The 13,004-nt window shown below is 41.7% G+C and carries 9 protein-coding genes and 1 tRNA gene; all 10 read right to left on the bottom strand.

Annotation, left to right across the window (positions count from 1 at the left end):
• Positions 1-12: 12 nt before the first annotated feature.
• Entirely contained in the window at positions 13-480 is a 468-nt protein-coding gene (gene rpsG / locus ACWIUE_RS00980) for a 30S ribosomal protein S7 (RefSeq protein WP_454134041.1), read from the bottom strand.
• Positions 481-497: 17 nt separating this feature from the next.
• Complete coding sequence (gene rpsL, locus ACWIUE_RS00975; RefSeq protein WP_454134039.1) at positions 498-887, bottom strand: 30S ribosomal protein S12; 390 nt, start codon at positions 885-887, stop codon at positions 498-500.
• A gap of 143 nt (positions 888-1,030) precedes the next feature.
• Positions 1,031-9,703 (bottom strand): DNA-directed RNA polymerase subunit beta/beta', encoded by an 8,673-nt coding sequence (locus ACWIUE_RS00970; protein WP_454134038.1) that lies wholly within the window; start codon positions 9,701-9,703, stop codon positions 1,031-1,033.
• Between the two features lie 119 nt (positions 9,704-9,822).
• Positions 9,823-10,200 carry a 50S ribosomal protein L7/L12 gene (rplL, locus tag ACWIUE_RS00965; RefSeq protein WP_454134036.1) on the bottom strand — a complete coding sequence of 126 codons (378 nt, stop codon included), beginning with the start codon at positions 10,198-10,200 and terminating at the stop codon, positions 9,823-9,825.
• Between the two features lie 16 nt (positions 10,201-10,216).
• Positions 10,217-10,696 carry a 50S ribosomal protein L10 gene (gene rplJ / locus ACWIUE_RS00960; RefSeq protein WP_454134034.1) on the bottom strand — a complete coding sequence of 160 codons (480 nt, stop codon included), beginning with the start codon at positions 10,694-10,696 and terminating at the stop codon, positions 10,217-10,219.
• Between the two features lie 222 nt (positions 10,697-10,918).
• The gene (rplA, locus tag ACWIUE_RS00955; protein ID WP_454134032.1) at positions 10,919-11,620 is read right to left on the bottom strand and encodes a 50S ribosomal protein L1; all 702 of its coding nucleotides are present in this window, start codon (positions 11,618-11,620) and stop codon (positions 10,919-10,921) included.
• Positions 11,621-11,630: 10 nt separating this feature from the next.
• Positions 11,631-12,056, bottom strand: coding sequence for a 50S ribosomal protein L11 (gene rplK, locus ACWIUE_RS00950; protein WP_454134030.1), 426 nt, complete (start codon positions 12,054-12,056; stop codon positions 11,631-11,633).
• 31 nt (positions 12,057-12,087) lie between these two features.
• Entirely contained in the window at positions 12,088-12,618 is a 531-nt protein-coding gene (gene nusG, locus ACWIUE_RS00945; RefSeq protein WP_454134028.1) for a transcription termination/antitermination protein NusG, read from the bottom strand.
• 9 nt (positions 12,619-12,627) lie between these two features.
• Positions 12,628-12,807, bottom strand: a complete 180-nt coding sequence (secE, locus tag ACWIUE_RS00940) for a preprotein translocase subunit SecE (RefSeq protein WP_454134026.1) — start codon at positions 12,805-12,807, stop codon at positions 12,628-12,630.
• A gap of 70 nt (positions 12,808-12,877) precedes the next feature.
• Positions 12,878-12,953, bottom strand: a tRNA-Trp gene (locus ACWIUE_RS00935).
• Between the last annotated feature and the right edge of the window lie 51 nt (positions 12,954-13,004).

Raw genomic sequence — 13,004 nt, 5'->3', positions numbered from 1 at the left:
ATATTGCGAATTTTACCAGCGATAATGCGCAAAGGCTTTGTTTGCCTCTGCCATTTTATGCACATCTTCTTTTTTCTTAAACGCACTGCCCTTTTCGTTTGCCGCGTCAATTAGCTCATTTGCAAGTCTATCAATCATCGTGCGCTCATTGCGTTTGCGTGTAGATTCGAGTATCCAGCGGATTGAAAGCGATTGCTGTCGCTCTACGCGCACTTCCACAGGCACTTGATAAGTCGCCCCGCCCACACGGCGTGAGCGCACTTCCACCAAAGGTTTGACATTTTCTAATGCCTTTTGAAAAATGTCAATGCCTTTTTCGTTTGTCTTTTCCTCAATCTTATTTAGCGCGGCATACATAATCTTTTCCACAACGCTTTTTTTGCCATCTAACATCATTTTGTTGATGAATTTCGTAACGACTTTGTCGTTGTAAATAGGGTCGCCTAACACTTCTCTTTTTTGAGCTCTTCGTCTTCTCATTTTAACAATCCTTTATGTTATTTTTTTGCTTCGGTTGCTTTTGCTTTTTTCGCACCATATTTTGAGCGCGATACGCTTCGCTTCGCCACACCAGCGGTATCTAGCGCACCGCGAATGATATGATATTTCACGCCCGGCAAGTCTTTAACCCTGCCACCACGCACAAGCACAATGGAGTGCTCTTGCAAGTTATGCCCCTCGCCGGGGATATAGCTAATGACTTCGATTTTGCTTGTGAGCTTTACTTTGGCGACTTTTCGCAACGCTGAGTTTGGCTTTTTTGGTGTGGTTGTATAAACCCTAGTGCAAACGCCCCGCCTTTGCGGACAATCCATTAGCGCAGGGGATTTGGACTTTTTGGTTAAAGATTTGCGCTCATTGCGTATGAGTTGGTTAATCGTTGGCATTTTTGTTCCTTTCTATAAATTAAAATTTGCCTTTAAAAAAGCTGAAATTGTATAAAATCTAATCTTTTATTTTGCTTAAATTAAGCAAAAATTATGATTTTTTGCATTAGATTCTGCGAATCGCAGAATCTAAAACGCAGAATCTACGATTCAACGCCCTTAACCTTAAAGGCTTTATCTTTGTAAATACCCGTGCCGACAGGTATCATTCTACCAAGCACCACATTTTCTTTTAAATCTTTTAGCGAATCAACTTTTGCAGCGATACTTGCCTCCGTTAAGACTTTTGTAGTCTCTTGGAAAGACGCCGCAGAGATAATGCTATCACTCGCAACAGATGCTCTTGTGATGCCTAGCAAAATCGGCTTTGCAATCGCAGGCTCACCACCAAGTCGAATCTTACTTTCATTTTCAACCCTAAAAGCGCGCTTGCTTACGATATCGCCCTCAATAAAGCGCGTATCGCCACTATCGACAATCTCAACTTGGCGAAGCATTTGGCTAACGATAATTTCAATATGCTTATCGGCAATCGTCACGCCCTGACGACGATAAACTTGCTGCACTTCGCTAACGATATATTTATGCAATTCCTTTTCGCCCAAAATTTTCAAAATATCGTGGCTAGAAATTATGCCATCTGTGATATTTTCGCCCGAATGCACGAACTCGCCCTCACGCACCAAAATCTGCTTATTTTTGTCAATCAAATATTCTGCGACTCGCCCATCTTGCGAAGTGATGATAATCTTTTCTTTGCCACGCAGCGGACTACCAAAGCTAATAACACCATCAATCTCCGCTAAAACCGCAGAATCTTTTGGCTTTCTCGCCTCAAAAAGCTCACTTACGCGTGGCAAACCGCCTGTAATGTCTTTTGATTTTGCAATCGCCTTTGGCGCACGAGCGATAATATCCGCCGTATAAACACTTGCGCCCTCACTTGCCACAATCGAAGTTTTTGGGTCGATTGGATAGCGTTTGGATTCGCCGTTTTTGTTTGTGATGATAATGGCAGGTTTTGCGCCCTGTGGCAAGTATTCATTCACCACCAAATTGCTTTGTCCTGTGATTTCATCAACTTGCTCAGTTACGGTAAGTCCTGCGATGATATCATCAAATCTCACCACGCCATCGATTTCAGCGATGATAGGCGTAGTGTAAGGGTCCCACTGCGCGATGATTTTTTGCTCTTCGGATTCAGGTTTGGCGATAATTGCGCCGATTTCGACATTTGCGCTGTCATTGATTTGCAAAATAGAGCCACGCGCAAGATAATGCCGTGTCGCTTCTCTGTCGTTTTCATCAGCGATTATGGCAAAAATGCCTTTTTCGGTAACTTTAAATCCTTTTTTTACATCTCTAATGCGCTCTAGCGTGTTGCCGACTAATTTGTAAATTTTCACAATGCCCTTTTCTTTGGCGGTGATTACTTGCGCGATTGGCGCGTTGTCCTCGACATTTAGCTCGCTTGCATAAGGGATTCGATGTGGGATATTCCACCCGTCTTTGATAATTTCAATGATACTGCCATCTTTTTTGATATTGTAGCCATTGCCGTGCGCGATAAAAAGTTTGCCCTCGATTTTTCCGCTAACTCCCGCAAGCTCGTTTGGTTTTGCCACATCGCTTTTTCGCACCGCATAGCGCACCGTTTCTTTTTTGCCTACAATGCTTACCACCGTTTCATCGTGGATATTTTCAACCTTTACCACACCATCAAATGGGGCTTTGACTTTTGGCTCGATAAGCAAAATCGCGGCATTTCGGCGGTTTGCGATGATATTTTTGCCTTGTTTGTTTTTATAGGTTTTAATATTATAAAAGCGAATGAATCCCTCTTTTTCCGCGACAACTTGTCGCTCTTCTTGCGCCCTTGATGCTGTTCCTCCCACGTGAAATGTGCGTAAAGTCAGCTGAGTGCCGGGCTCGCCGATAGATTGCGCTGCGATGATACCGATAGCCTCGCCGATATGCACCATTTTGCCATCGCCTAAATTCAAACCATAGCATTTCGCACAAATGCCATTTTCTGCCTTGCAAGTGGTGGCAGCGCGAATCACAACGGATTTCACTTCGGCTTCTTTGATTTTTCTAGCCATTGTTTCATCAATCAAAGAGCCTTCGATGATTAAAATTTCATTTGTAATCGGGTCGATGACATTTTCAGCCAAAACACGCCCTATGATTCGCTCTTCTAATGGCTCAATTAGCTCACTACCAACGGTAATGTCTGTTAGCTCAATGCCCTCGTGAGTGCCACAATCGTGCATTGTGATTTTGACATTTTGGCTAACATCAATTAGCTTTCTAGTCAAATATCCAGCGTTTGCCGTTTTAAGCGCGGTATCAGTTAGCCCTTTTCTTGCGCCGTGCGTTGAAGTAAAGTATTCAAGCACATTTAAGCCCTCTTTAAAGTTTGAAATAATGGGAGTTTCAATAATCGTGCCATCCGCCTTTGCCATAAGCCCACGCATTGCGGATAGCTGTCGAATCTGTGCCACACTACCTCTTGCACCCGAATCTGCCATCATATAAATGGAGTTAAATCCATCTTTGTCAGATTCGATTAGCTTCATCATATCTTTGCCCATTTTGTTGCTTGTATCTGTCCAAATGTCAATGATTTTATTGTATCGCTCTTGCTCAGTTAAAAGCCCCTTGTCAAACTGCGTTTGAATCGCGCGAACTTGCTTTTTAGCCTCATCGATAATATTTTGCTTGTCATTTGGGACGATGACATCATAAGCAGAAATCGAAATCCCCGCTTTTGTGGCGTATTTGAATCCTAAATCTTTTAGATTATCCAAAAATCTAGCAATCGCAGACATTCCGCTTTCTTTATTGACATAGTCGATTAGATTGCTAATGTCTTTCTTTTTCATCACGCGATTCCACAAATCCACAGGGATTCCACTAGGCAAAATCGAATAAATCATCATTCTACCCACAGTGGTGTAAATAAGGCGATTATCCACATAAGTGCGGATTTTCGCATTTATATCCAACTCGCCAAAATCAAGCGCAATCATAATCTCATCGATATTGCCAAAGAGTTTGTGTTCGCCTTTGACATTGCTTTTCTCTAATGAAATATAATAAAGCCCCAAAACCATATCTTGGCTAGGTGCGACAATCGCTTTTCCGCTTGCTGGGAGCAAAATATTTGTAGAGCTAAGCATTAAAATCTTGCACTCTGTAATCGCTTCTTGGCTTAAAGGCACATGCACCGCCATTTGGTCGCCATCAAAGTCCGCGTTAAATGCCGAACACACAAGCGGGTGAAGCTGAATTGCCTTGCCTTCGATGAGTTTTGGGTGAAATGCTTGGATTGATTGCTTATGCAAAGTCGGCGCACGATTGAGAAGCACAGGATAGCCTTTGACAATGTCTTGCAAACATTCCCAAACCTCATCGCTTTTTTGCTCTATCATTTTGTTTGCTTGTTTCAAAGTCGTGGCGTAGCCTTTTTCCTCCAACTTCGCCAACAAATGCGGTTTGAATAATTCTAATGCCATATTTTTAGGCAATCCGCATTGATCCATTCGCAGATTCGGTCCTACGACAATAACGCTTCGTCCGCTGAAATCCACGCGTTTGCCAAGTAGATTTTGCCTAAATCGCCCTTGTTTGCCTTTGATAATTTCGCTCAAAGATTTTAATGGGCGTTTGTTTGCGCCTTTTACGGCATTTGTGTTTCGCGCATTGTCAAAGAGCGCATCGACAGCTTCTTGCAACATTCGCTTTTCATTGCGAATAATGATTTCAGGCGAATCCAACTCCAAAAGCCTTTTTAATCGCTGATTGCGGTTAATCACACGGCGATACAAGTCATTTACATCGCTAACGGCAAATTTTCCGCCATCAAGCGCAACCAAAGGACGCAAATCAGGTGGCAAAACAGGTAGCACGGTTAGCATCATATTTTCTGGCTTGGATTTGGAGTTGATGAAATTCTCAACCACCCTTAATTGCTTTGCAATCGTCTTTTTCTTTGTGTCGGATTCTGTGTTTTTAATATCATTTTTTAACCGCATAAGCAAATCCACCAAATCAAGCTCTTCTAATAGCTCTTTCACCGCTGCGCCACCCATTTCTGCGACAAAATCCGTATGTTCAAATCGCTTATGCAATGCGTCATATTGCTCTTGATTTAGCACATCGTATTTTTGGACTTTTTTGGTGTTTTCATTGTCATAAAACGCCTCACCCGCATTTTTTACAATGTATGCTTCATAGTAAAGCACTCTCTCCAAATCTTTCATTTTTACGCCCAAAAGTGTGCCGATTCGGCTAGGCAGTGAATTTACATACCAAATATGCGCCACAGGCGTTACAAGCTCAATATGCCCCATACGCGAACGGCGCACTTTTGAAGTGGTGATTTCCACGCCACATTTTTCGCACACCATTACGGTATCGCGGAATCGTTTCTTTTTATACTTCCCGCAAATACATTCATAATCTCTCACAGGTCCAAAGATTTTTGCGCAAAATAGCCCATCTCGCTCAGGTTTCAAAGTGCGGTAATTGATAGTCTCTGGCTTTTTGACTTCGCCAAAGCTCCAAGAGCGAATCGTCTCTGGACTTGCAAGGACTAATTGTAATGACGCAAAATCCTTACGCAACTTGCGCTCACGCGAATCGCTCTCATCTAATAATGGCATAGGCTCATTATTTTTGTCATACATTATCACATCTAACGCCAAAGATTGCAATTCTTTTGTAAGCACATAGAAAGTTTGTGGTATTTCAGATTCGCCTACGGATTTATTGCTTGTAATTGCCTTGTATGCGTTGTATCTGCCATCAATGTCATCGGATTTAATGGTAAGCATTTCTTTAAGCGTGTGCGATGCACCATAAGCCTCCAACGCCCACACTTCCATTTCGCCAAATCGCTGTCCGCCAAAAAGAGCTTTCCCGCCCACAGGCTGTTGCGTAACCAAACTATAAGGTCCTGTGCTTCGTGCGTGAACTTTTTCATCAACCAAATGGTGCAATTTCAAAATATACATATAGCCTACATTTACGCGCTCACGGATTTTTTCGCCCGTTTTGCCATCATATAGCTCACTTTTGCCATCCATATCGATTTTTGCAAGTTCAAAGAGTTTGCTAAATGATTCCTCATCTACGCCATCAAACACAGGCGTTGCGAATCGCACACCTTTGCTCCAATCTCTTGCGTAATTTATCAGCTCATCATCGCTTAATTTTTTGATAAATTCTAGAGATTGCGTTTGCTTTGAGATTTGGGCGATTTGCGTCATTTTGGTGCGCAATTCTTTGACAAAATTCGCTTTGTTTGAATCAAAAATGCTTTGAATCTGATTGCCCAAATTTTTGCCTACAAGCCCTAAGTGCATTTCCAAAATCTGCCCGATATTCATACGACTAGGCACACCAAGCGGGTTTAGCACGATTTCAATGCTTTTGCCATCCTTTGTATAAGGCATATCCACTTCAGGCACGATGATAGAGACGATGCCCTTATTGCCGTGTCGCCCCGCCATTTTATCGCCGACTTTTAGTTTGCGTTTGGTTGCAATATAGACTTTGACTTTTTTCACAACGCCACTTGGCAAAATATCATCTTTTTCCAAAATGGAGAGTTTTTCGTTGTATTCATCATTTAAAATTTTCTTTTGTTGCAAGAAATTATTTTTGATTTGCTCAAACTCCCTTTGCAATGCCCTAGAATAGTTTTTCACAAAGGCATTTAGCGCAAAGCGATTCATAGTGGCAATGTCCTCTTTTTTGACAATGTCGCCTTTTTTGTAGCTTTTATCATTTACTTTTGTGGCAGTGCTTAATTTTTCTTTGCCTAAAAGGGTGCTGATTCGTAACATTTCCTCTCTATCTAACATTACGATTTTATCGCGGTGCTCGGCTTCCAAGCGATTTTTATCGTCCTCATAAGCCTTAATCGCCCTTGCGTCTTTTTGATAGCCTTTTTTGGTAAAGATTTTCACATCAACAACCACGCCCTCCATTGATGGCGGGCAATAAAGCGATTTATTTACCACATGTCCAGCTTTTTCGCCAAAAATTGCGCGAAGCAATCGCTCCTCAGGTGTGGGCTTTACCTCGCTTTTTGGGGAGACTTTGCCTACCAAAATCATTCCAGCTTTGACATAAGTGCCAATTTTTACAATCCCACTCACATCTAAATGCTCGATTTCCTCTTCTTTTACCTGAGGGATATCAGAGGTGATTTCCTCTGTGCCTTGCTTTAATTCACGCGCTTCGATTTCCTTTTCATAGATATGAATCGAAGTAAATGCGTCCTCGCGGATTAGCTTTTCACTTACAACAATGGCGTCCTCAAAGTTATATCCATTCCACGGCATAAAGGCTACGCGGATATTTTTTCCCAAGGCAAGTTCGCCCATATCCATACTTGCGCCATCTGCGATGACTTGGTCTTTGACAACTTTATCGCCTTTTTTGACAATAGGATTTTGCGAAAAGCAAGTGTTTTGATTTGTGCGGAGATTTTTTTGCAATGAATAATGGTCGATAAATGCGCCATTTTCGTCCTCTCCCATCACATAAATATTGCGACTATCCACTAGCTCAATCACGCCATCTCTTTGCGCTTTAACCGCTTCATACGAATCTCGTGCCACGATATTTTCAATGCCCGTGCCAACGATTGGTGCATCAGGTTTTAGTAGCGGGACAGATTGTCGCTGCATATTTGAGCCCATAAGTGCGCGGTTTGCATCATCGTGCTCCAAAAATGGGATAAGCGAAGCTGCCACGCCTACAAGCATTCGCGGGTTTAAGTCAATCAAATCAACTTTATTTTTTTCGCTTAAAATGATTTCGCCATCTTTTCTAGTCTCAATCAAATCTTCGATAATATTGCCATTTTCATCGACTTTTGTGCTAGCTGGTGCGATGACTAAACCTTCCTCTTGTGAAGCCGTGATATATGTAATCTCATCGGTTACTTTTGCGCCATCGACTTTGCGATATGGTGCTTCGATGAATCCAAGCTCATTTACGCGCGTGAAAGTCGATAGCGTATTGATAAGCCCGATATTTTGCCCTTCTGGCGTTTCAATAGGACAGATTCGCCCATAATGCGTAGGATGCACATCGCGCGCTTCAAATCCCACGCGCTCTTTTACAAGTCCGCCCTCGCCAAGCGCGGAGAGTCGGCGTTTGTGCGTGATTTCGCTTAATGGATTCGTTTGGTCCATAAACTGCGAAAGTTGCCCACCTGTGAAAAATTCCAAAATCGTGCTTGTAATCATTTTGGAGTTTATTAGCTCGTGGGGCATTATATTTTCGTGGTCTGTGTTCGTGCTAACTAATTTGTCGCGAATTGCCTTTTGCATTTTCATTAGCCCAATATGCAATTCATTTGCCAAAAGCTCACCTGTGGCGCGAATCCTACGATTTCCCAAGTGGTCTCTATCATCGATTCGCCCCATTCCGTTTTTGACTTTGATGAGATATTTTATGCTCTCAATTATGTCTTCACGCGTTAGAATCGTTACATAACTAGGCACTTTTAGCCCTAATTTGTGATTCATTTTCATTCGCCCGACTTTTGTCAAATCATATCGCTCAGTGTCAAAAAATAGCTGTTGAACGAAATTTCGCGCAACTTCTTTGGTAACGGGGTCGCCGGGCTTCATCACGCGATAGATTCTAATAGCGGCTAAATCATTTTCATCATCGATTTTTTCGGCTTTGCGGAGCAAATTTAGCGATTCGACATCGGTTAAAAATGAATTGATAATCGCCGAATCACAGCCCGGTGCTTCGCTATTAACGATTTTAAATTTTGTGATTTTTAGCTCGGAGAGTTTTTTTAGCTTTGTCTCATCGATTTGAGTTAGACAATCAAAAATCACTTCGCCATTTTTATCCACAATGGGTTCGGCAAAATACTTGCCCTCCAACACTTCGCGCGGATAAGCAATCCAATCCAATCCACCATCGCGCAATTCGTTTGCTTTTTTCATCGATAATTTGGTGTTTTCTTTTAAAATCAACTTGCCTTTTTTATCCACAATATCAAAGCTAACTTTCCCGCCCACGCTATTTACCAAATCGCTTGGGTTAAATGGGATAAAATATTTGTCTTTTTCGCATTTCACATCAATGAGCGGATAAAAGATTCGTATAATATCTTGCCTATTGTAGCCCAAAGCGCGAAGCAAAATGGTTACTTGCACTTTGCGTCTTTTGTTGATTCGCACTACTAGCGTATCTTTTGTATCATACTCAAAATACAGCCACGAACCTCTATCGGGGATAATTTGCCCTGTGTAGATGAGTTTGTTTGATGAAGTGGTGGATTCTTCTTCTTTGAAAATTACGCCCGGACTTCGATGGAGCTGACTTACAACAACGCGCTCAACGCCATTTATGATAAATGAAGTTTTTGGCGTCATTAGCGGAATCTCACGCACAAAAATGCTCTGCTCTTTTACATCTTGGATTCCTAATTTTTCGCCTGTTTTTTCGTCCTTTTGCCACAAAATAAGGCGCACTTTGATTTTAAGCGGGATTGCATAAGTGATTCCCCGTTCCATTGCTTCGCGCACGGTGTATTTTGGTTTGCCATATTCGCAACCGCAATACTCCAAAGTCAAGCGATTTTGCGTATCGTGAATGGGGAAAACGGATTGAAAGACTTTATTTATCCCGCTTTCCTCTGGGTGCTTCACATTGACAAATGAATCATAACTATTGCGTTGCAACTGCAATAAATCGGGTATGTCTAATCCATCTTGTGCTTCGCTAAAACCTAGTCGCAGTCTATTTCCTGATTTGATTTGTGATTGTGTTGGCATTTTTTATCCTCTTTTTGCTGTGATATTATAAAGGCTGTTTTCTATGCTAAAAAATAGCCGTTAAAATACTAAAAATTCATAGATTCTGCGAATCTCGCAGAATCTAAATCCAAAGAGATTTACTTAATCTCTACTTTCGCGCCTGCTTCTTCAAGCTTTTTCTTGATAGATTCGGCTTCCTCTTTATTTACGCCTTCTTTTAGCGTGTGTGGCACTTGCTCGGTAGCGTCTTTTGCCTCTTTAAGCCCAAGTCCTGTTACCTCGCGCACAACTTTGATGACATTGATTTTCTTATCGCCACTATCAGTGATAATGACGCTAAATTCTGTCTTTTCCTCCGCTGCTGCCGCACCTGCTGCGCCTCCACCCGCACCTGCTACGACCGTGGGAGCTGCACTTACGCCAAATTTTTCCTCAAACTCTTTTACCAACTCTGAAAGCTCTAATACTGAAAGATTAGAGATATAATCCAAAACATCTGCTTTTGTGATAGCCATTTTTTACTCCTTAATTTTAGCTAGCTTCTTTTTGCTTTCTTAGATTATCTAAGCCTGTTACAAAATACCTTGCTGGTGCGCTCCATACAGATAGAAGCATACCAATAAGTTCCTCTTTGCTGGGCAATTTGGATATAGCTTTGATATGATTGCTATCCACCACTGCGCCATCAAAAAATCCCGCTTTTATAGTGAATTTTTCGCTATTAGTGTCCGCAAATTTTTGGACGACTTTTGAAAGCGCGATTTGGTCTTTGCCCCAAATAAAGATATTAGTATCTTTTAGCGCAATGCCTTCAATTTTGGCATTTTTAAAGGCGATTCCTGCAAGGGTATTTTTAATCACTTGCACTTTTGATTCGCCTTTCAATGCCTCGCGCCGCAAGACTTCTAACTCTTTTACGCTTAATCCCTTGTAATCGCAAACAATAATGTTTGAATCCAAAAAGTGGGAACTAAGAGCATTCACAAGCTCGATTTTACTTTGCTTTGTCATATTTCCTCCTTTCAGACCGACCTATACAAGGACTTTTGCTTTGAATCTTTTGGGTTTCTAGCGTGAAATCCGCCAAGATTCAAAGCCAAAGAATTAAGAAAACTCCCTTGTAGTCTCAAGTCCCAAGATAAAGTTTTAAAAAACGCTTTTGATTCAGCTTTGAATCTAACGCAAGATTCGCGCAAAATTATGCGAATCTAGCGCACGATTCAAGTATGAATCTCACTTAATATCCGCCAACTCCAAGCAATCAATCTCCAAAGACGGGCTCATCGTTAATGAAATAGAAGTGCGCTTGATATACTTGCCTTTCGCGCTTGTGGGCTTTAATTTGTTTATCATTTTGATTAGCTCCACAAGATTGTCTTTGATTTTTGTGGCTTCAAAACTAGCTTTGCCCACAGGTGCGTGAATATTGCCCTTTTTATCCACACGAAAATTCACTTGTCCGCTTTTGGCATTTTTCACAGCTTGGGCGACATCCATCGTAACCGTGCCGATTTTGGGGTTTGGCATAAGCCCTTTTGGTCCTAAAATCTTACCGACTTTGCCCACAAGAGCCATCATATCAGGCGTTGCGATTACCATATCAAAGTTTAACTCGCCACCTTGAATTGTCGCTACCAAATCCTCATCGCCTACAATGTCCGCCCCTGCGTTTTTTGCCTCATCTGCTTTGATACCTTTGGCAAAAACGGCAACGCGCACTTTTTTGCCCGTGCCGTGCGGCAAAACAACCGCCCCGCGAATCATCTGGTCAGCGTGGCGCGGGTCTACGCCAAGCCTTATGGCAATCTCAACGGTCTCATCAAACTTCGCACTTGCCAAATCCTTAATCTTTGTAGTCGCGCTAGTCAAGTCATAAATCTTGCCTTTTTCTAATTTCGCGTTAAGATTTTGTATCCGTTTAGCTATTTTTTTCATTCACAACTCCCTAATCAATAATTTCTACGCCCATACTTCGCGCACTGCCTAAAACGATTTGCTTTGCGGCTTCTAAGTCGTTTGCATTTAAGTCGTCCATTTTGGTTTTGGCGATGGATTCGACTTGTGCGTTAGTTAGCTTACCGATTTTGTTTTTTAGCGGATTGTCCGAGCCTTTTTTAATATTTGCTTCTTTTTTGATTAAATCCGTAACGGGCGGTTTTTTGGTGATAAATGTAAAGCTTTTATCTTGATAAACCGTGATAATCACAGGGATATTAAAATCGCCCATATCCTTTGTCTTTTCGTTAAAAGCCTTGCAAAATTCCATAATATTCACGCCTCTTTGCCCCAAAGCTGGACCTACGGGTGGGGAGGGATTCGCCTTTCCTGCTGGGATTTGTAATTTTAATTCACCGACTACTTTTTTTGCCATTTTGTATCCTTTCGTTTAAATTAGATGATTTTTATATAATCTTTTCCACTTGCGAATCAGGTATTTCAATGGGCGTATTTCTGCCAAAAATCGAAATATTTAGCTTTAATTTGCGATGCTCCATATCATACTCTTCCACTGTGGCTGTAAAATTCAAAAATGCTCCATCGATAATCCGCACAAACTCGCCTTGATGAAATGAAACTTTGGGCTTTGGTGCGGCGCGATTATTGACTTTTTCTAAAATCACATCAATGTCTTGCTGACTAAGCGGTGTGGGTTTTTTTGCCTCGCCTATGAATCGCCCCACGCGTGGCAGGGACTGAATCAAATGCCAAAGCTCCGTGCTTAAATCGATTTTGATAAACACATAGCCCGGATAGAGGCTTCGCGCCGTTACTTTGCGCTTGTTATTTTTAAACTCCACAATGTCCTCTGTGGGCACAACTATTTGCTCCATTTTATCAAGCATATTTGTTTCTTTTAAAAGATTTTCAATAGCCAACTTCACGGACTTTTCGCTACCTGAATAGGTTTGAATCGCATACCATTCTAATGCCATTTTGTTTCCTTATAATATGCTAGATACGATTGCATCAAGTATGACATTTACCAACGCTAGAAATAATGTTATCACCGTTACCACTGATAGAATCGAAATGTGTGCGCTACGCATCTGCTCTTTTGTGGGGAAAATAGTCTTATCCCATTCGTCTTTTGCCAATCTCAACGCCGTAATTAGTCTTTTCATAAAAACTCCATTTTAAAATAAATAGCTATGTCCACTTAAACTCTAATATAATCTCAATCAAACAGAAAAGTGGCAGGTCAGGAGGGACTCGAACCCCCAACAGTCGGTTTTGGAGACCGATGCTCTACCATTGGAGCTACTGACCTTTTATGTGGATTAGATTCGCAGAATCTAGATTCTGCGATTGAGGGTAAATA

This window comes from Helicobacter sp. 23-1045, from assembly GCF_053654655.1.
The sequence above is the reverse complement of the archived record's forward strand: the minus strand, read 5'-3'. Positions and strand labels throughout refer to the sequence as shown.

What these genes read in the sequence shown, in the direction of transcription:
- rpsG (WP_454134041.1), bottom strand. Translation starts at nt 480, where the DNA reads ATGAGAAGACGAAGAGCTCAAAAAAGAGAAGTGTTAGGCGACCCTATT.
- rpsL (WP_454134039.1), bottom strand. Translation starts at nt 887, where the DNA reads ATGCCAACGATTAACCAACTCATACGCAATGAGCGCAAATCTTTAACC.
- ACWIUE_RS00970 (WP_454134038.1), bottom strand. Translation starts at nt 9,703, where the DNA reads ATGCCAACACAATCACAAATCAAATCAGGAAATAGACTGCGACTAGGT.
- rplL (WP_454134036.1), bottom strand. Translation starts at nt 10,200, where the DNA reads ATGGCTATCACAAAAGCAGATGTTTTGGATTATATCTCTAATCTTTCA.
- rplJ (WP_454134034.1), bottom strand. Translation starts at nt 10,696, where the DNA reads ATGACAAAGCAAAGTAAAATCGAGCTTGTGAATGCTCTTAGTTCCCAC.
- rplA (WP_454134032.1), bottom strand. Translation starts at nt 11,620, where the DNA reads ATGAAAAAAATAGCTAAACGGATACAAAATCTTAACGCGAAATTAGAA.
- rplK (WP_454134030.1), bottom strand. Translation starts at nt 12,056, where the DNA reads ATGGCAAAAAAAGTAGTCGGTGAATTAAAATTACAAATCCCAGCAGGA.
- nusG (WP_454134028.1), bottom strand. Translation starts at nt 12,618, where the DNA reads ATGGCATTAGAATGGTATGCGATTCAAACCTATTCAGGTAGCGAAAAG.
- secE (WP_454134026.1), bottom strand. Translation starts at nt 12,807, where the DNA reads ATGAAAAGACTAATTACGGCGTTGAGATTGGCAAAAGACGAATGGGAT.